This is a genomic window from Kitasatospora sp. NBC_01560 (assembly GCF_045208415.1).
GTDB lineage: Bacteria > Actinomycetota > Actinomycetes > Streptomycetales > Streptomycetaceae > Kitasatospora.
This window is the reverse complement of the sequence record NZ_CP109364.1, coordinates 3,564,234-3,583,450: the sequence shown is the minus strand read 5'-3', so window position 1 is coordinate 3,583,450 and position 19,217 is coordinate 3,564,234. Positions and strand designations below refer to the sequence as shown.

15 protein-coding genes and 1 pseudogene are annotated in these 19,217 nt (G+C 72.9%); 9 read left to right on the top strand and 7 right to left on the bottom strand.

Going from position 1 to position 19,217, the window contains the following annotated elements; genetic code table 11:
* Positions 1-89: 89 nt before the first annotated feature.
* A complete protein-coding gene (locus OH807_RS15340) occupies positions 90-869 on the bottom strand; it encodes a 3-oxoacid CoA-transferase subunit B (RefSeq protein ID WP_406198791.1) in 780 nt (259 codons plus the stop codon).
* Between the two features lie 5 nt (positions 870-874).
* Positions 875-1,636, bottom strand: coding sequence for a CoA transferase subunit A (locus OH807_RS15335; protein WP_406198789.1), 762 nt, complete (start codon positions 1,634-1,636; stop codon positions 875-877).
* Positions 1,637-1,913: 277 nt separating this feature from the next.
* Between OH807_RS15335 and OH807_RS15330 the strand changes: the two genes are divergently transcribed.
* From OH807_RS15330 to OH807_RS15305, 6 genes and pseudogenes are all read left to right on the top strand, one after another.
* Positions 1,914-3,230 (top strand): substrate-binding domain-containing protein, encoded by a 1,317-nt coding sequence (locus tag OH807_RS15330; RefSeq protein ID WP_406198788.1) that lies wholly within the window; start codon positions 1,914-1,916, stop codon positions 3,228-3,230.
* A 5-nt stretch (positions 3,231-3,235) separates the two neighbouring features.
* Positions 3,236-4,159, top strand: coding sequence for an ABC transporter ATP-binding protein (locus OH807_RS15325; RefSeq protein WP_406198786.1), 924 nt, complete (start codon positions 3,236-3,238; stop codon positions 4,157-4,159).
* A gap of 155 nt (positions 4,160-4,314) precedes the next feature.
* Positions 4,315-5,004 (top strand): annotated as a pseudogene (locus tag OH807_RS15320) (ABC transporter ATP-binding protein); the annotation flags it as partial.
* A gap of 149 nt (positions 5,005-5,153) precedes the next feature.
* Positions 5,154-6,020, top strand: a complete 867-nt coding sequence (locus OH807_RS15315) for a branched-chain amino acid ABC transporter permease (RefSeq protein WP_406198784.1) — start codon at positions 5,154-5,156, stop codon at positions 6,018-6,020.
* Between the two features lie 164 nt (positions 6,021-6,184).
* Complete coding sequence (locus tag OH807_RS15310; protein ID WP_406198782.1) at positions 6,185-7,279, top strand: branched-chain amino acid ABC transporter permease; 1,095 nt, start codon at positions 6,185-6,187, stop codon at positions 7,277-7,279.
* Positions 7,276-8,178: an alpha/beta fold hydrolase gene (locus OH807_RS15305; RefSeq protein ID WP_406198780.1), complete on the top strand. Its 903-nt coding sequence runs from the start codon at positions 7,276-7,278 to the stop codon at positions 8,176-8,178. The genes OH807_RS15310 and OH807_RS15305 overlap by 4 nt, the downstream gene beginning before the upstream one ends.
* A 148-nt stretch (positions 8,179-8,326) precedes the next feature.
* Here OH807_RS15305 and OH807_RS15300 read toward each other — a convergent pair whose 3' ends face one another.
* A complete protein-coding gene (locus tag OH807_RS15300; RefSeq protein ID WP_406198778.1) occupies positions 8,327-9,610 on the bottom strand; it encodes a hypothetical protein in 1,284 nt (427 codons plus the stop codon).
* A 515-nt stretch (positions 9,611-10,125) separates the two neighbouring features.
* On the bottom strand, positions 10,126-10,725 hold the full coding sequence (locus OH807_RS15295; RefSeq protein ID WP_406198776.1) for a DedA family protein: 600 nt from the start codon (positions 10,723-10,725) through the stop codon (positions 10,126-10,128).
* 649 nt (positions 10,726-11,374) lie between these two features.
* Here OH807_RS15295 and OH807_RS15290 point away from each other — a divergent pair.
* The gene (locus tag OH807_RS15290; RefSeq protein ID WP_406198774.1) at positions 11,375-12,475 is read left to right on the top strand and encodes an LLM class flavin-dependent oxidoreductase; all 1,101 of its coding nucleotides are present in this window, start codon (positions 11,375-11,377) and stop codon (positions 12,473-12,475) included.
* 68 nt (positions 12,476-12,543) lie between these two features.
* On the opposite strand, the gene OH807_RS15285 is transcribed toward OH807_RS15290, so the two are convergent.
* Together OH807_RS15285 and OH807_RS15280 are read right to left on the bottom strand one after the other, a co-directional pair.
* On the bottom strand, positions 12,544-14,706 hold the full coding sequence (locus OH807_RS15285) for a putative bifunctional diguanylate cyclase/phosphodiesterase (protein ID WP_406198771.1): 2,163 nt from the start codon (positions 14,704-14,706) through the stop codon (positions 12,544-12,546).
* A 660-nt stretch (positions 14,707-15,366) separates the two neighbouring features.
* On the bottom strand, positions 15,367-15,792 hold the full coding sequence (locus OH807_RS15280) for an OsmC family protein (protein WP_406198769.1): 426 nt from the start codon (positions 15,790-15,792) through the stop codon (positions 15,367-15,369).
* 295 nt (positions 15,793-16,087) lie between these two features.
* Here OH807_RS15280 and OH807_RS15275 point away from each other — a divergent pair, with 295 nt between their 5' ends.
* Together OH807_RS15275 and lepB are read left to right on the top strand one after the other, a co-directional pair.
* Entirely contained in the window at positions 16,088-16,450 is a 363-nt protein-coding gene (locus tag OH807_RS15275; protein ID WP_406198767.1) for a chorismate mutase, read from the top strand.
* A 702-nt stretch (positions 16,451-17,152) separates the two neighbouring features.
* Positions 17,153-17,761, top strand: a complete 609-nt coding sequence (lepB, locus tag OH807_RS15270) for a signal peptidase I (protein WP_406198765.1) — start codon at positions 17,153-17,155, stop codon at positions 17,759-17,761.
* A 364-nt stretch (positions 17,762-18,125) separates the two neighbouring features.
* Here the strand turns inward: lepB and OH807_RS15265 are convergent, their stop codons facing one another.
* Complete coding sequence (locus tag OH807_RS15265; protein ID WP_406198763.1) at positions 18,126-19,160, bottom strand: EamA family transporter; 1,035 nt, start codon at positions 19,158-19,160, stop codon at positions 18,126-18,128.
* Positions 19,161-19,217 lie beyond the last annotated feature (57 nt).

Genomic DNA, 19,217 nt, shown 5'->3' with positions numbered 1-19,217 from the left:
CATTCGGCGCAAATCGAATGAATGCGCGAAAGCCGGACCGCCGCGCAGGGCAGTCCGGCTCTCCGGGCAGTCGCTCCACTCCGCTCAGCTCAGCCCATGGGCAGAAGGGCAGGCCCGGTCGCCGCCTGTACCTCGTCGACGCCCACGCCCAGAGCGGTCTCCACCAGGCGCAGCCCCAACGGGGTGACGTCGATGACCGCCAGGTCGGTGACGATGCGGTCGACCACCCGGCGGCCGGTGGCCGGGAGCGAGAGCTCCTCGACGATCTTCGGTGAGCCGTCCCTCGCGGTGTGCTCCATGACGACGATCAGCCGCCGGGCGCCGTGCACGAGATCCATCGCGCCGCCCATGCCCTTGACCATGCGGCCGGGGATCATCCAGTTGGCGAGATCGCCGCCGGCCGAGACCTGCATCGCCCCCAGCACCGAGACGTCGATGCGGCCCGCCCGGACCATGCCGAAGGAGAACGCCGAGTCGAAGTACGAGGCTCCGGCGGCGACCGTCACGGTCTCCTTGCCCGCATTGATCAGATCGGGATGCTCGCTCCCCTCCTCCGGGTACGGGCCGACGCCCAGGATGCCGTTCTCCGAATGCAGCACCACGTGCACGCCGGGCGGGAGGTGGCTGGGGATCAGGGTCGGCAGCCCGATGCCCAGGTTCACGTACTGCCCGTCCCGCAGCTCCCGGGCGGCCCGCGCGGCGAGCGCGTTCCTGGGGTCGAGGGCCGCGGCACGGCCGGTGGCGCCGACGCCTGTGCCGGCAGCCGTGCCGGTCGACGTGATGGGAGCGGCAGGCGTGGTGGGGGCGGTCGAGGTGGTGGGAGCGGCGGGCGTGGTGGGGGCGGGGGGCGTGGTGGGGATGGCGGGCATGGCAGTCAGGCCTCCTGGGCTGCGGCGAGAACGGTCCGGCGCTCGATGCGGCGGTCCGCGGGGTCGGCGGCGACGACCCGGTCGACGTACACGCCGGGCAGGTGGACGGCGTCCGGGCCGAGTGCCCCGGCCTCGACGATCCGGTCCGCCTCGACCACGGTGATCCGGCCGGCCGCCGCGCAGAGCGGGTTGAAGTTGCGGGCGGCGGCGTGGAAGACGCAGTTGCCGTGCCGGTCCGCCACCTCGGCGCGCACCAGCGCGAAGTCGGCGGTGATGGCCTCCTCCAGCAGGTAGCGGCGGCCACCGAACTCCCTCACCTCCTTCGGTGGGGAGGCCAGTGCCACCGAGCCGTCCGCCCCGTACCGCCAGGGGAGGCCGCCTTCCTCGACCTGGGTGCCGACCCCGGCCGGGGTGAAGAAGGCCGGGATGCCGGCGCCACCGGCCCGCAGCCGCTCGGCGAGCGTGCCCTGCGGCGTCAGCTCCACCTCCAGTTCGCCGGACAGGTACTGCCGGGCGAACTCCTTGTTCTCACCGACGTACGACGCCGTCATCCGGGCGATCCGCCCGGCCCGCAGCAGCAGGCCGAGGCCCCAGTCGTCCACCCCGCAGTTGTTGGACACGACGCGGAGACCGCCGGTGCCCGTTGCCGCCAGGGCGTCGATCAGGGTGCTGGGGATGCCGCAGAGGCCGAAGCCGCCGACGGCCAGCACGGCTCCGTCGGGAATGTCCCCGACCGCGTCGGCGGCGGAGTCCAGGACCTTGTCCAAGGGGTTCACCTCGTGAGGGGAGAGAGCGTCCGTTCTGCTGTTCCACCGTCACCGTGCAGGGCCCGCCCGTGCCATGGCGGCAGCCGCCACGCGGGCGGGCGAGCGCATGGCAGGCGGCCACATCGGCCGGGCGCCGCCCGGGTGCCGGCCCGGCGGTATGGGGAGCGCAGCCACATCGGAGCGGGCCGATACGTCACCCGGGCACATGTCGCCGCCTCCGGACCGCACCTACGGTTCCGGCATCCATCCCCCGAAGCACCCTCAGGAGTCGGTCACCATGCGCAGCTCGACAGCCCCCACCAGGACCTCTCCCGGTGCCCCCGCGGGCGCGGGCGTCGTCGCAGCCGCCGGCCGGGCCCGCACGTCAGCCGCCGGTCGGGCCCGCCGGCTCGCCGCGCTCGCGTCCTGCGTCCTCCTGGCGGCCGGCTGCGCCGCGGCGGGCACCGCGGGGACCGGTGCGGCGGGCGGTGGAGGCTCCGGGGCCGGCACCAAGAACCCGGTCAAGGTCGGCCTGGTCTATTCGAAGACCGGGCCGCTGGCCGCGTACGGCAAGCAGTACCTGGACGGCTTCAAGGCCGGCCTCGCCTACGCGACGAAGGGCACCGGCGCGGTCGACGGCCACCGGATCGAGTTCGAGGAGCAGGACGACGCGGGCGACCCGGCCAAGGCGGTGTCGGCCGCCAAGGACCTGATCGGCAAGGGCCACCGGATCCTGGCGGGCTCCACCGCGTCGGGCGTCGCCCTCCAGGTCGGTCCGATCGCCGCCCAGAACAAGGTGCTCTTCATCAGTGGCCCGGCAGCCGCCGACAAGGTCACCGGCCTGAACACGTACACCTTCCGCTCCGGGCGGCAGTCCTACCAGGACATCAGGACGGCAGCCTCGTTCATCGGCGACGCCAAGGGCAGGAAGGTCACCGTACTCGCGCAGGACAGCGCCTTCGGCCAGGCCAACGTGGCCGCGGTGAAGGCCGTGCTCGGCGCCCAGGGCGCCATCGTCGACGCGGTGCTCGCCCCGCCGAGCGCCACCGACCTGACCCCGTTCGCCACCCAGGCCAGGAACGCCAAGCCCGACCTGCTGTTCGTCGCCTGGGCCGGCGACACCTCGGCAGCCCTGTGGACGGCGCTGAGCCAGCAGGACGTGTTCGCCGACACCAAGGTCGTCACCGGCCTCGACCTCGCCGCCTCGTACCCGCTCTTCGGCCCGGCGGGGGAGAAGATCTCCTTCCTGAACCACTACTTCGCCGGTGCCGCCGGGACTTCGGTGGAGAAGGCCATGAACGAGGCCGTCACCGCAGGCGGCGGCAGCTCGGACATCTTCACCCCGGACGGCTTCACCGCCGCTCAGATGATCGTGCACGCGATCGAGGCCAACCACGGGTCGGCCGACGACACGTCGGCCCTGGTGAAGTCGCTGGAGGGGTGGAGCTTCGACGGGGTGAAGGGCCGGATCACGGTACGCGCCGAGGACCACGCCCTTCTCCAGCCGATGTTCCAGGTGAAGCTGACCGGCTCCGGTGCGGCGGCCAAGCCGTCCGTGGAGAAGGCGCTGACCGCGGACGAGGCGGCGCCCCCGGTCGCCCCGATGGCGGGCTGAGCCGGATGACCGGCCCCACCAGTCCCGCCGAGGACGGACCTCCGCGCGCTGCCGCCACCGCTGCCGCCACCGACGTCGCCGCGTCGCCGGTCGGTGCCGCAGCTTCGTCCACGTCGTCCGGCGCGGCCGCGGCGGCGGGCTCGATCGCCTCGGTCGTCGGAGCCGTACCGGTCGTCGAGGCCGTACCGGTGTTGCGACTCACCGGCCTGGGCTGGTCCGTGCGCGGTGTGCCGATCGTCGAGGATGTCTCCTTCTCGGTCGGGGAGGGCGAGTTCATCGCCTTCATCGGTCCCAATGGTGCGGGAAAGACCTCCCTCTTCAACCTGATCTCCGGTATCCACCCGGCGAGCCGGGGCACCCTCGAACTCGACGGCGCCGACATCACGGCCGAGGCCGTCCACGCCAGGGCGCGCCGCGGACTCGGCCGGACCTTTCAGACCTCCTCCCTCTGGCCGGGTATGACGGTGGCCGACCACGTTCGGCTGGCCGCGCAGGCGGCGGCCGGGCCGCAGGCCTCGTACCGGATCTGGCGCCGCGCCGACCGCTATCCGGGTCAGGTGGCCGAGACGCTTGAGCGCACCGAACTGGCGCACCGGGCCGACACATTGGCGAGCGCGCTCTCCCACGGTGAGAAGCGCAAGCTCGAACTCGCCGTCCTGCTGGTCTCTGACCCGCGGCTGATCCTGCTGGACGAGCCGATGGCCGGAGTGAGTGCGGAGGAGGTGCCGGCGCTGACCGAGCTGATCCGCTCGGTGCACCGCGACCTCGGCCGCACCGTACTGATGGTGGAGCACCACATGGACGTCCTGCTCGGCCTGGCGGACCGCCTCGCCGTGATGCATCACGGCACGCTGCTCGCACTGGACACTCCTGGGGCAGTGATGGCGGATGCCACCGTGCAACAGGCCTACCTGGGCGAGGCGCTGTGACCGACGCTGCGCTTCCCGGCCCTCTCCCTACTGCCTCCTCGGATGTCGCCGGATGTGATGGTCCGGTCGGTGCGGTCGGTGCGGTCGGTGCGGTCCTTGCTGCCGGTGCTGCCGGTCGCTCCGGAGCGCCGGTTTCCGGTGGCTCTCTCCTCTCGGTGCGCGGCCTGCGGGTGGTCGTGGACGGGCTGCACATCCTGCACGGGGTCGACTTCGATGTGGCGCCGACCGGTGTCACCGCGCTCCTGGGGCGCAACGGCGCCGGCAAGACCACCACGGTCAAGGCCGTGATGGGCCTGGTGCCGCGCACCGGCAGTGTCCTGTTCGCCGGTACCGAACTCTCCTCCCTCCGCACTCATCTGGTGGCCCGTCAGGGCATCGGCTACGCCCCGGAGGACCGCGGGATCTTTGCGGGCCTCACCGTCGCGGAGAACCTGCGTCTGGCCGAGCGGGACCGCGACGCGGAACCGGACTATCACCTCGTTCATGAGCTGTTTCCCGAACTCAAGCAGCGGGCTGCCCAGTTGGCCGGGACCCTCTCGGGAGGCCAGCAGCAGATGGTTGCCATCGGACGGACCCTGCTCAACCGGAATCGGCTGATCATCGCCGACGAACCCACCAAGGGGCTGGCGCCGAAGATCGTTGCCGAGGTGGCCGATGTGCTGGCCCGCGCGGCCGAGACCGTACCCGTTCTCCTGGTCGAGCAGAATCTCGCTCTCGTCCGCCGTCTGGCCGGCACCTGCGCCGTCCTCGCCGACGGCCGCACCGCGCACCGGGGCGACACCGCCGAGTTGTTGGCCGACGAGGAGGCCGCCCGTCGCCTGCTCGGTGTCGGCAGTCACCGACCGGGGACCGGGTCTGCGGCAGCAGGGTCCGCGACAGCCGGCGCTTCGGCAGCCGGCCCCGTGGCGGCCGGCTCCGCAGTCACCGGGACAGATCCGGTCGGCCGGGCGCCGGCCACCCCCGCTCCCGCTGTCACCCTGGAGGTGAACCCCTGATGGATACTGTTGTTCTCCTCGCGTGTACCGGACTCGGGCTGGGTGCGCTGTACTTCCTGGTGGCCTCCGGTCTCTCGTTGATCTTCGGTCTGATGGACGTGCTCAACTTCGCTCACGGCGCCCTGCTCTCCATCGGCGCCTATGCCACCTGGTGGGCCGGCGCCGAGGCCGGCTTCCCCTTCTGGCTGGCCGTGCCGTTCGGCACGGTGGTCGGGACGGCCGCCGCCGTCCTGCTGGAGTTCTTCCTGATCCGGCCGCTCTACAGCCGGCCGCGTGACCAGATCCTCGCCACGGTCGGCGTCGGCCTGGCCGTGCCCGCTCTCCTGATGGGCGTCTGGGGCGCGGACGCCCGGCCCTTCCCCCAGCCGGAGCTGCTCTCCGGCACTTGGCACGTGCTCGGTGCGACCGTCCCGGTCAACCGGTTCGTGCTGGTGGCTGCGGCCACCGTGCTGCTGCTCGCTCTTCGGTTGTTCCTCGCCCGAACCCGCTACGGGCTGATCGTCCGGGCCGGCGTCGAGGACCGGGCGATGGTCACGGCGCTCGGTGTCGACGTCCGCAAGGCGTTCACGCTCGTCTTCGCGATCGGTGGAGCCGCCGCCGCGCTCGGCGGCGCCCTCGGCGGCCTCTACTTCGGCTCGGTCCATCCCGGTCAGGGGACCAGCCTGCTCATCTTTGCCTTTGTCGTTGTCGTGATGGGCGGCATGGGCTCCGTCACCGGGGCCGCCGTGGCCTCGGTGTGCGTCGGCCTCGTCCAGCAGTTCGCCAACTACTACACCGCCGCAGGGCTCGGCGACCTCTCGGTCGTCGTCCTGCTGGCGGTACTCCTCCTCGTACGACCCCGCGGACTCACCGGGAGGCTCGCGTGAGCGCCAGGATCCCCAGCACGAGCACCGGTGGCACCGCGGCCGACCGTACTGCCGCCACTCCGGCAGGGGGGACTGACACCAGCCCTGCCGGGACACATTCTGTACAGACGAACGAGGCCGGCGCCATCCCTCGAACAGGTGAATCAATTACCGGGAGCTCGACAATGCTCCACCGAGCGCTACGCTGGTGGCCGATCGCTCTGCTGATCCTGCTCCTTGTCGCCCCATACAGTGCGCTTCCCGTCCCGGGACTGCTCGACGGCCCGCTCGGCAGCCCCGGAAGCCTCCAACTCATCGCCCTCTGCCTGCTCTACGGGGGCCTCGCCACCGGCTACGACCTGCTGCTCGGCCGTACCGGGCTGCTCTCCTTCGGCCACGCGCTCTACTTCGCGACCGGCCTCTACGCCACCGACCTCGCCATGCTGGAACTCCGGCTCCCCCTCGCCGCCGCCGCCTTCTTCGGGATCGCCTGTGCCGTCGCGCTGGCCCTTCTGCTCGGCTCGGTCAGCCTCCGCGTCACCGGCATCGGGTTCTCCATGGTCACCCTTGCCTTCGCGCAGGCCGGTTCGATCCTCGTCCAGCGGAACCCCGGCGGTGTCACGGGCGGCGAGGAGGGCCGCTCGGCACCGGCCGACCGGCTGCCCGCCGCCCTGCTGGGCATCGAGAACACCGCCAACCTCTACTGGATCGCCGTCGGCTACCTGGTGCTCACCCTGTTCGTGGTCCACTGGGCCGTCCGTTCCCCGGCCGGGCGGGTCTGGGAGGGCATCAAGGAGAACGAGCGCCGGGTCGAGGTGCTCGGACTCCGGCCCTACGGGTACAAGTTGATCGCCTTCGTCCTCGCCGGAGCGCTCGCCGCGGTGGGTGGTGTGGTCCACCTGCTGCTGACCGGCGGTGCCACCCCGCAGGCGGCCGGCTCCGACGCGACGCTCTCGCTGCTGGTCATGGTCGTACTCGGCGGGTCCGGTACGCGCTGGGGCCCGTTGCTCGGCGGCGTCCTCTACACCTGGGCCGGCCACCGGCTCGGCGATCTCGCGAACTCGGAGGCCGTCGCCGGCCTGCCCGCGATCCTGCGCGTCCCGCTCTCCCAGCCGCTGTTCCTGCTGGGCGGCCTCTTCGTGGCGGTCGTTTACCTGTTGCCCGGAGGGCTGACCGGACTGCCTGCCCGGATCCGCGCCGCCCGTTCCATCCGCTCGGCCCGGGCCGCCGGTCGCACCGGCGTCCCCCGTGCCCGTCCTACCGGAGGTAGTCCCGCGTGAGCCGGCCACTTCAGCCCGAGCAGTTGACCGTCCCCGTACCCGGCGGCGAGCTGGCGGTGCTCCGCTGGCCCGCCGGCGTGGCCGGAGCGCCGACCATTGTGGCGGTGCACGGCATCACCGCCAACGGCCTTGCCTGGTTCGAGGTCGCCCGCCGGCTCGTCGGCCGGGCCACGCTGCTCGCGCCCGACCTCCGCGGACGCGGGGCCAGTCGCGGTCTGGGCGGGCCGTACGGCCTGGCCCGGCACGCCGACGACGTGGCCGCCCTGATCACCGCGCTCGACCTCGGCCCGACGGTGCTCGTCGGGCATTCCATGGGCGCCTGGGTCACGACCCTGACGGCCGTGCGGCACCCCGGACTTGTCAGTCGGGTGGTGCTGGTCGACGGTGCCGTTACCTTCCCACTGCCGCCGGGGGTCCGGGAGGACGACGCCCTGGCCGCCGTGCTCGGCCCGGCCCTGGCGAGGCTGTCGACGACGTTCCCGGACCGGGCCGCCTACCGGGCCTTCTGGCAGCAGCACCCGGCCTTCCGCGCCGACTGGTCGGACGAGATCGACGTGTACACCCAGCGCGACCTGATCGGCGCCGAGCCCGAACTGCGCTCCTCCTGCGTGCTGGAGGCCGTGCGGATCGACGGCGCACAGGTCCTGCTGGACCAGGACGCCGCCGCCGCGGTGCACCGGCTGCCCTGCCGGGGTGACCTGCTCTGGGCGGAGCGCGGTCTGCTCGACGAACCGCAGGCCCTCTACGACGACAAGCGGATCGCGGCGGCCGGGCTGGATCCGGCCAAGGTGGCGGCGGTACTGGTGCCGGACACCAACCACTACTCGATCCTCTGGGGCCGGGCCGGCACGGAGGCTGTGGTGCAGCGCCTGCTCGACCCCGATCCCGCCGCCCGCTAGAGCTCCCCGGGCGGAGTCGGCCGGCCGTCGACGGGTCCCGCCGCCAGGGCCCTGTCGAACGGGGCAGGCCGACGAAGTGGGGCGGCCCCACTTCGTCGGCCTGTCGCAGCCCCGCCGACGGCGGGCGCCGCTCCCGGTCGCGGTCGGGTCAGCCGGCGGCGCCGAGGAAGGACTCCCACCCACCGGCGGGCGCCTGCCCGACGTTCAGGGTGCGCAGCTTGCGCAGGGTGGACTGGTCCTGGATCTCCAGCCATTCGACCAGCTGCCGGAACGAGACCAGCCGGACGTCCGGCTTGCCCGCGATGGTCTTGAGGGTCTCCTCGACGGCATCCATGTAGATGCCGCCGTTCCACTGCTCGAAGTGGTTGCCGATGAAGAACGGCGCGCGGTTGCCGTTGTAGGCACGGTCGAACCCGGCCAGGTAGGAGTCCCGGGCCTGGGTGCGCCAGTCGTTGTACTTGGCAGGGTCGCCCTTGGTGCTGCCGGCCGACTGGTTGGCCAGGATGTTGTAGTCCATCGAGAGCACCTGGAAGGTGTGCCCGGGGAACGGGATGCTCTGCAGCGGGAAGTCCCAGACCTTGCCGTCCTGCACCTTCTGCGGCCAGATCTGCTGGCCGCCCGAGGAGCTGGCGTCGTACTTCCAGCCCAGCTTGGCGGCGGTCGGCAGCAGGGTCTTCTGTCCTTCGAGGCACGGAGTGCGCCCGCCGATGAGCTCCTTCTTGTAGTCGAAGGGGAGCGGGTCGACGTCGGTGAAGCCGGTGTTGGTCCGCCACTGGGTGACGAACGATATCGCCTGGTCGATCTCGCTCTGCCAGTCCTCGGGGGTCCACTTGTTGACGCCGTTGCCGTCCGGCCGGCTCGAACAGAAGTGCCCGTTGAAGTGGGTGCCGATCTCGTGGCCGGCCAGCCAGGCCTGGCTGATCAGCTTCAGCGTGCTCTTGACCGCGCCGTCGGACAGGAACGGGATGTCGGAGGCGCCGACCGAGTGCTTCGGCGGGTGGTACAGCTCGGACTTGCCCTTCGGGAGGGTGTAGATCCCGGAGAGGAAGAAGGTCATCGAGGCCTTGTGCTCCTCGGCCAGCTTGAGGAAGCGGGGGAACTGGTTGTCGTCCGTCCCGCCGGCGCCGTCCCAGGAGAACACCACGAACTGCGGCGGCCGCTCGCCGGGCTTGAGCTTCTCCGCCTTGGGCTGGTTCGGCTGGGGACCGGTGTCCGCGTTCGAGCCGTCACCGATCGGGGTGCCCTTGGTCGCGCCCTGACTCGGGCTGCCGCTGCCCGTCTGCCCGCCGGCCGTACTGCTTCCGCCCGGCCCCGGGGCGGAACTCGACCCCGGACCCGACCCCGATCCGCCGCTGGAGCACGCCGTCACCGCGCCGAGAGCCACAGTCGCGGCGGTGGCACTGAGCATGGTCCTGCGCGAGATGTTGGTCATGGTCTCCCCTGGGTGCCGCTGGCCGGATGGGTGACGGTCTCCGTGGGCCGTACCGGTCAAATCGGGCAAATGTATGATTATTCCGCCGCAAGCATGCCATGGGGACCCAGGGGTCACCAAGGTGCCGAGGCTTGTCATCAGTCAATACGCAGAATGCGTTCCCGGGGGCTGCGGAGATCAGCCTTCTGTTGCCGTCCTGTGACGCTCGGCGGCGCCTCCGGGTGTCCTGTGGCCGGTTCGGCGGCGCGCTCGACAGACTCGTCGGCGGCGGGCGGGTACCCCCGCGGCGGTGGATGAACTCCCGGGTGCCGTGCGGCCGATCGCCTTTCCGTGGCCGCCCCTGGCGTCACTGTGCCGCCGGCTCAGGGGCCTGCTCCAGCTCAGACCCTGGGCCTCGGCGGTGGTGCCGGCACGGCTGCGCGCGCCTGTGTCCGTTCCGGCGGTTGTGCCCGCGGTTGTGCCCACAGCTGCGCCTGTGCCCGCGCCCGTGCCGGCGGTGCTTCCGGGGGCGGGCGTCAGATGGTGGCGAGCCTGCGGTTGCGGCGGACGACGCGCGCGATGGCGGTGCTGATCGCGGTCGCGGCGGTGCACGAGACGGCCAGGCTCAGCCAGGCGGTGTCGAACCAGTGGCTGTTGAGCCAGCCCAGCGTCACGATGTAGGCGGCCCAGATCAGTGCGGCCAGCGCGGACCAGCGGAGGAACCGGCGCGGCTGGGCCGCGGGAGAGTGTCCGATCGCCAGGTCGATGACGGTCCGCCCGGCCGGAACGAACCGGGCGATCACCACCATCGCGGCCGCCGCCCCGGTGGTTCGGCCGTCCAGCGCCTGTTGCACCCGGGTCACGCTGGCCGCGAGCTTCGGGCGGTGTTCGAGCCGCCGCTGCACCGAAGGGGCCCCGCGCCTGGCGAGCTGGAGCAGCAGGAGGTCACCGAGGAAGGAGGCCACGGCAACGCCGAGCCCGAGCAGCACCGGGGCGCCGTCTATCTGCGCCGTCTTGAGCACGGCCAGGATGACCAGGGTCCCGCTGGGGATGAAAGGGAGGAAGGCGTCGCCGAGTACGGCGAAGAGCGCCAAGGCGCAGATCCATGAGGATCCGACCACCGCTGCGATGTCCATGTGTCCTACTCCCTCCAGGCTGCCCGGGGGAGCAGATGGCTGCAGGGGACAACGCTAGCGCCTCGACTTTTCATGCCATGAAGCACCCCGCCTGTGCTGCGCCTCACACAAAGGCGCGAGAAGGCGCGAGCCCCTGGGGCGGGGTGCCGCTCCAGGGGCTCGCGGGGATCGAACGGCGCTGGTCCAGCCCGACGACCTTGCTGATGAGGGCGGATCCGGTTGGATGATCCGCTCCGGTAACAAGCCTGCCGGACGCCGCCGGTCGATCGCGAGTCCTGCGGCTGGCGACTTCCCGCGCTGGCGTGAAGTCGCCACGCGTGTTCGCCTGCTGGCTCTGCGTCAGCCGAACGGTCGGTAGGCGGCAGGTCCGGCCGCCCCTGGCCCGGCCCGTCTTCCCCGTCCGCCCTGTCCGCCCTGTCCGCCCTGTCCGTCCCATTCGCCCCGTGCGAGCAGCGGGCGCTGGGCACCGGGCGCCGCGGGTGGGCCCGGGTGGCAGGAGACAGCGGTCAGGAATCGGGAACACCGGGCCCGACCGTGTGGTTGACCCCCCTCGGCAGCAGCGACCGCCGGCCAAGGAGGCGGTCGCTCCCCGGCGGCCACGAACACGCCTGCCGGGACGGCCATCAGGACAGCCAGGAGGGCGGACGGTATGACCACCGAGGACCAGCAGGAGCGCGGACCGGAGCCGCAGACCGGGGCGGCGATCCGGGGCACCGTCCGCGGCACGGCGCCGGCGCCGCTCTCCATCCTGGACCTGGCGAGCGTCGGCGTCGGCTACACCCCGAGCGAGGCGCTCGCCGCGACCACGGAGCTCGCCCGCAGCGCGGAGGAGTGGGGCTACCACCGCTTCTGGGTCGCCGAGCACCACGGAATGCCCGGTGTCGCCAGTTCTACGCCCGCCGTCCTGCTGGCCCACCTCGGAGCCCACACCAGGACGCTGCGGCTCGGCTCGGGCGGCGTCATGCTGCCCAACCACGCCCCGCTGGCGATCGCCGAACAGTTCGGGCTCCTGGAGGCGCTGCACCCCGGCCGGATCGACCTCGGGCTGGGCCGCGCCCCCGGCACCGACCCGGCCACCGCCCGGGCCCTGCGCCGCGGCCTCGCCGAAGGGGCCGACGACTTCCCGCAGCAGCTCGCCGAGCTGACCCACTTCCTCGACGGCGACTTCCCGGACGGCCACTCCTTCGCCCGGCTCACCGCCGTTCCCAAGGGGGACGGACGGCCGCCGATCTGGCTGCTCGGCTCGTCCGGCTTCAGCGCCCAGCTGGCAGGCCGGCTCGGCCTGCCGTTCGCGTTCGCACACCACTTCAGCAGCGTCAACACCGTCCCGGCGCTCGACCTCTACCGCTCGTCCTTCCGCGCCTCGGCCGTGCTCGACGAGCCGTACGCGCTGATCGGGGTGAGTGCGGTCGCAGCCGACGACGAGGCGTCCGCCCGCAGGCTGGCCCGCACGGTCGCGCTCGGCATGCTCAGGCTGCGCCGCGGGAACCCGGGCCCGATCCCCACCCCCGAGGAGGCCGAGTCCTACCCCTACAGCCCGCTGGAGGCGGACTTCGTCGACGACCTGCTGGGCAACGTCGTCCTGGGTTCGCCCGGCGAGGTGGCCGACGGCCTGGAGTCGCTGCGCAAGCGGACCGGCGTGGACGAGCTGATGGTCACCTCGCACATCCACGGCCACGAGGCCCGGCACCGCTCCTACGAGCTGATCGCCCGCGCGTACGGCCTGACCGGGCAGCCCGCCGCGACCTGAGCCGTTCCACGGCAGCCCGCCCCTCGCCCCGCCCGTACGTACGGCCCCTCGTACCGTCCGGGCGGGCGCTACGGCCGGACCGCTCCGGGGCGCTTGCCCGGGGTGAGGCGGTTCTCCCGGAGTATGGCCGCGACGCGCTCGGCCTCGCCGGGCCGGGCGAAGTACCAGCCCTGGGCGGTGTCGCAGCCGGTGAGCCGCAGCCGTTCGGCCTGCGCCGCGCTCTCGATCCCCTCGGCGGTGACGGTCAGGCCGAGGGTGTGTGCCAGCTGCACCATCGCTCCGACGATCTGCTCGTCGGCGTCGCTCCGCCGGGAGCCGAACGAGGAGAGCTCGGCCCGGTCCGTGGGGGCCGGATCACGGAAGCCCTCGATGAAGGTGCCGTCCAGCTTCAGGACGTGCACCGGCAGGCGGGAGAGGTAGGCCAGGTTGGAGTAGCCGGTGCCGAAGTCGTCGATCGCGATCCGGACGCCCATGTCGGCGAGCGCCTGGAGGGCCTGCAACGGTCGCCCGCCGGGCCCGAGCAGTGCGCTCTCGGTGATCTCCAGCTGCAACAGCCGGGCCGGCAGGCCGGTGCTGTCGAGCGCCTGGGCCACGTCGGCGACCACGTCGGAGTCCCAGATCTGGCGGGCCGCCAGATTGACGCTCACGAAGGTCTCCGTCCCGGGGAACTCGGTGAGCCAGCGCTTCGCCTGACGGCAGGACTCCTCCAGCACCCACTTGCCGAGCGGCACGATCGCGCCGGACTCCTCGGCGAGTGGGATGAAGCGGTCCGGCGAGAGCGTCCCGTACCGGGGGTGGCGCCAGCGGACCAGGGCCTCCGCGCCGTGCACCGCCCCGTCCGCGAGGCCGACGAGGGGCTGGTACTCGATGGTGAACTCGCCGCGTTCCAGGGCCGGTCGGAGTGCGGTGGCGAGCAGTTGGCGGGTCAGCTGGTGGGCGCCCCGGTCCGGGTCGTAGAGGGTCCAGCGGGCCCGGCCGTCCGCCTTGGACCAGTAGAGGGTGGCGTCCGCGTCCTTGACCAGGTCGGTCGGCGTGGTCTCGTGCACGGAGCGTTCGACGACGCCGACGCTCGCGGTGACCACCAGCCGGTGCCCGGCCACGTCGAACGGCTGCTCCAGCGCTTCGAGGAGGCGGGCGGCCAGCTCGGTCAGCTGGCCGCTGCCCTGACTGTCGGTCACCAGGACGGCGAACTCGTCGCCGCCCATCCGGGCCACCAGATGGGTGCTGTGCCCGGAGAACCCGCGCCGCAGGCGGGTGGCGACGGCGATCAGCAACTGGTCGCCGATGTGGTGGCCGAGGGTCTCGTTGATCGCGGCGAAACCGTCGAGGTCGAGGTAGCAGACGCCTACCCGGCGGCCGTCCGCCGCGCCCGGACCCGCCGCGCCTGGACCCGCCGTGGTCGGGCCCGTCACGGCCGCGTTGTTGGTCGAGCTGCCGACCGGGCCGCCGACCGAGTCGCCGACCGGGCCGGTCCCTGCGCCGACCGCGGTCGCGCCTTCCGTTGTGCCTTCCCCCGGGCCGGCCGGGGCGGCCGGGCCGGTGGCCGTCAGGCAGGCGGCGTCGAGCCGTTCGAAGAAGAAGGTCCGGTTGGGCAGCCGGGTCAGCGGGTCGTGCAGGGCCTGGTACTCCAGGCGGTCGCCGAGCCGGCGCTGCTCGGTGATGTCCTCGACCATCGCGAGTGTGTAGAGCGGGCTGCCCGAGCCGTCCCGGATCAGCGTGATGGTCACCTTGCTCCACACCGTGCGGCCCGCGCGGTGCCGGAGCTGCTTCTCCACCCTGAGGCGCTCGCGTTCGCCGCGGACCAGCGCGGGGAACAGCCGCTCCGGCATGCCCTCCGGGTCGATGACCTCGTGGATGTGAGTGCGCACCAGCTCACCGACCCCGCAGCCGACGAGGGCGGCGAAGGCGGGGTTGACCTCGATGATCCGGTCCTCGGGGTCGATCAGGGCCATGCCGATGCCGGCGTCGCAGAAGGCGGCGCGGAACCGCGACTCGCTCGCGCTCAGTGCGGCCAGCAGCCGGTCGGTCCCCGCGGGCGGCAGGTCGGCCCGGTCGGGGGGCTCGTGCGGGCCGTTGGCGAGGGGGGCCGAGCAGGTCGGGCAGAGGATGACCCCGGCCTCGGCCCCTGCCTCGACGTCAGGCCCGTTGGTGACGCCGTGCGTCGTGCCGTTCGCCACGCCCCTCGCCGCGCGGAGGACGGTGCCGCGGCCGTCACCCGGCGCGGCAGCCACGGCCGGGCCGTGGGCGGCTTCAGTGCTGGGGCCACCGAGGAGAGGGGCGCCGCCGACAGGAATGCCGGTGCCGGAAACGCCGCCGGTGGGGCTGCCGTTGGTGGAACGGACGCTCGGCGGCCGGAGGTGGCGGTGGTGGTGCGACTCCTCGTGCCGCACGCCTGGGTGGTGTGCGTCGGCCCCCTCGTTCTGGCCCGGCACGGCATGCTCCCGTCCGCTGCTGACGCTTGACGCTCAAGGCTGGTCCGGCCGGTCACCCGGAACTGCGGCGGCCGGCGCGCGCACGCTGTCGAGGTCCGCGCAGTCCGGTGCGGAGTGCTCACGATGGAGCGCTCGGGTGGGAGCTGCGTGAAGAACAGGGCGCTGCGGCCGATCATAGGACGCGGCGGCAACGCGCGGTAACCGCCGCCAGGGTGATTCACCCGCTTTCGCGCCATGTGTGCCGGTACGTGCAGACGCCCCCGGTGCACATCACATGATGTGCACCGGGGGCGTGTGCTTCCCGTGTGCGCCGTTGAGCGCCGGTCGAGCGCCGGGAATGCGCGCATCGCAGCTACGCGCGCTGCCTCGCCGGCGCCCGTCCGGAGTCACCCGGGGGATCTCCCTGGGAACACCGGAGGGCACCCGGCTCCCTCGGAGCCGTCGCGGCCCGGCGGGGTGTCAGGCCAGCTTGGCCGTCAGGGTGATGGTCGTGCCGGTCAGGGCCTGGCTGACCGGGCAGTTCGCCTTGGCGTCCTCGGCGGCCTTCACGAAACCGGCCTCGTCGAGGCCGGGCACGCTGCCGATGACGGTCAGGTGGATGCCGGTGATGCCGGTGCCGGGCTGGAAGGTGACATCGGCCTGGGTGTCGAGCTTCGCGGGCGGGTTGCCGGCGCCGGCCAGGCCGTGCGAGAGAGCCATCGAGAAGCACGCGGAGTGCGCGGCGGCGATGAGCTCCTCGGGGCTGGTCTTGCCGTTCGGCTCCTCGGAGCGGGCCGGCCAGGAGACCGGGTACTCGCCGATGCCGGACGACGCGAAGGTCACCTGGCCCTTGCCGTCGAGCAGGTTGCCTTCCCAAGCCGTGTGCGCGGTGCGGGTGGTTGCCACGATCGGTACCTCCAGTACTGAGGAACTGCTGATTCGTCACGTCCGGTCATGCCGCCGCCCAGCCTACGGGGCGGCCCGGGGGCGGCCACAAGTAGCGCCGCGCCGTGCCGGGGCCGGAATGCAGCAGCATCGGGAGGCTCCGGCGCCGAGGTGTCCGTCCGCCCGTCCGGATCGTGGACGGATACGCCAAATGGTGCGGACCCGCGCCGGGGGCCCTGTTAGATTTGCCCGGGCCTGATCCCCGGCCTTCGGACGGCCGGGTGCCCACCCACCAGAGAGCCGCGGAGCCGCCCCGATGACGGATCACCCCACGACCCCCGATGCCGGACTGTACGGGGGGATCGACGATGCCGTGCGGGCCGAGCTGACCAGTCTGCGCGAGAGCATCGACAACATCGATGCCGCGGTGGTCCACATGCTGGCCGAGCGGTTCAAGGCGACCCAGCGGGTCGGCCGGCTGAAGGCCGAACACAAGCTGCCCCCGGCGGACCCGGCGCGTGAGCGCGACCAGATCAGCCGGCTGCGTGAGCTGGCCGCCGGCGCGCACCTGGACCCGGTGTTCGCGGAGAGTTTCCTCAACTTCATCATCGCCGAGGTCATCCGCCACCACGAGAAGATCGCCAGCGACGCGGGGACGGGCCAGGGCGCCACCGGCTGACGGCCGGCCGTCGCGGCACGACCCGTCCGCCTCCGTCCGCCTTCTACGGACCCCGCAGGCCCCGCAGGCCCCGCGGACCCCGTCGGCACACCCGTGCCACCCGCGGCACCCGCGCCACCCGTGCGCCCAACGGCCTGCGCCCACCGCCTGCGCCCACCCGCCTGTGGGCCGCCGGCCCACCTGTGGGCACGCCCGTCGTGCGAGGCGTCCGGGGTTCGGCACCCGTCCCGTCCGGCGCGGAGGCCGTCGTGGGGCTGTCCCGTGGGCGGGTTTCCTGAGATGCTCCGCAACCCTGCCCCGTCGGGCGGTGTTGTCTGGCGCGGGTAAATGCCCGATTTCGCGAGGCTTCCCGGTTGGCGTAGCGTGCAGGTTTCCCCCAGCCGGAGAGGTGGAGCAGCGACGATGGCGGTGAACCTGCCCGATACGCACAGCGATGCCGGGACCCCTCCGGCCCCGGCTGCCGGCCATGGTGGTGCCGGCAACGGCGACGGTGGTGCGGGCGGCCCCGGCAGTGCGGGCGCGCCCGGGATCCCCGGAGCCCCGGGCGGCCGCGCCGCGGCCCGGCGGGCGCGGACGGGCAAGGCGGCCCGGGCATCAAGGGCGGCATCGAGGGCGGCATCGAGGACCGCCTCGAAGACCACGGGCTCCACGGCCCGGCGGGCGGGGCGTCGTCACCGGCCGTGGTGGATCGAGATCCCCGCGATGGCGGCGGTCGGCCTGGTGGTCGCGCTGCTGATCAAGACCTGCCTGTTCCAGGTCTTCACCATCCCCTCCGGGTCGATGGAGAACACCCTGCGGATCGGCGACCGCGTCGGCGTGAACAAGTTCGCGCCGCTCACCGGCTGGGAGCCGAAGGCCGGTGAGCCGATCGTGTTCAAGGACCCGGGGAACTGGCTGCCGCCGCAACCGGTCGACGGCAACCCGGTCACCCGGGCGCTGAGCTCGGCACTCGCCTTCGTCGGTCTCGTCCCGCCGAAGGACGACAACTACCTCGTCAAGCGGGTCATCGCGACGGGCGGCGAGACCGTGCAGTGCTCCGGCACCACGCTCACCGTCAACGGTGCGACGGTGAACGAGCCCTACCTCCACCCCGGCGACAACTCCTGCGCCGGGCTGGACTTCGGCCCGGTGACGGTGCCCCAGGGCTACGTCTGGGTGGAGGGCGACCACCGGAGCGACTCCGCCGACTCCCGGTACCACCAGCGCGGGCCGGGCGCCGGCGCGGTGCCGGTCGAGAACGTGGTCGGCCCGGTGTCGGCCGTGGTGTGGCCGCTCAATCACCTCGACTGGTTCGGCTGGGTCGGCCACTGACCCGAAGCCTGTGGCAGCAGGCTCCGGGGCCGGCAGCCGGCCGGGGCCCGGCAGGTGCGGGTGGAGGCCCGCCCGTCGCGGCCCCGGCCCGCCGGTCCGTCCGGAGCGGGCTTCAGGATCGTGCGGCCGGCTGCTCCCCGGCGTCGGCGTCCCGCTCCGCACGGTTGCCCGGCCGGGCAGGCCGGTCGCCCAGGGCGACGGGGCCCGCGGACCGGGCGTCCCGGCCCCGGTGGTCCGACCTCCCGTCGCCCGAGGCCGTCGCCCCGGCAACCCCGCCGGCAACCCCAGCAACCCCGCCGCCAACCCCAGCAACCCCGCCGGCAACCCCAGCAACCCCGCCGCCAACCCCGGCAGCGGCGGATCGCTACGTGCCGGTGCTCGTCCGCGCCGTGGACGCCTCCACCAACGGGGCTCCCGCCCGATCGGCGCCCGCCCCCGGAGCCCCCGCCGGCTCCGTGACCTCGCCCGCGCCCGCAGGCTTGCTCGCCTGGGCGGCGAAGGCACCGGTCAGGACGAGCAGACCGCCGGCCACCTGCGGCACGCCCAGGTGCTCGCCGAGCAGGAACCAGGCCAGGACGGTGGCGACGACCGCCTCCAGGTTGGCCACCACTCCGGCGACCGGCGGCGACAGGTGCCGGACCGCGATCACACCGGTCAGGTAGGCGAGCACGGTCGCGATCAGGATCATCCATGCGGCCGGGAGGAGGGCGGGCACCGCGTGCCCGTTCATCACGACGTCGCCGCTGAGGACGCTCCAGTCGGCGTTCCAGGGGCGGGTGAACGCCGTGAGCAGGACCGCGCCGATGAGCAGGCCGTAGGCGCTGACGGCGATCGGGTCGACCGGGCGGTCGCCCCGGCTGCCGGCGTCGGCCAGGACGAAGTAGCCGACCTGGCAGCAGGCCGCCCCGAGGGCGAACAGGACACCCAGGGCATCGAAACTCAGGCCGTTCCAGACCTCCACCACGCAGGCGAGGCCGGCCACCGCCGCGCCCGCGCCGACGGCCGCGCCGCGGCTGATCGGCTTGCGCTGGACGAACTTCACGTAGCCGAGCAGCAGCGGCGGGCCGAGGTACTCGATGAGCAGGGCGACGCCGACCGGGATGCGCGAGATCGCCGCGAAGTAGCAGGCCTGGACGCCGGCCACGGCGAGCAGGCCGAAGCCGAGGAGCAGCCCGGGACGCCGGAGCACCGCGTCGCGGTGGCGGTAGGCGAGCGGGAGCAGGACGACGGCAGCGCCGGCGACCCGGAGCCAGACCACGTGCAGGGGGGAGATCCCCGCCTCGATCAGGGGCTTGGCGGCCGTTCCGGAGCCGCCGAAGGCGAAGGCGGAGACCAGCGCGAGGGTGAGGCCGAGGGTTCTGCCGGGGGAGGAGCCGAGCAGGGGCTTTGAGCTGTACACCGAGGCATTGTGACAGTCATGTCATCGTTTCGGTAAGGCGCCATTCCGTCATTTGGT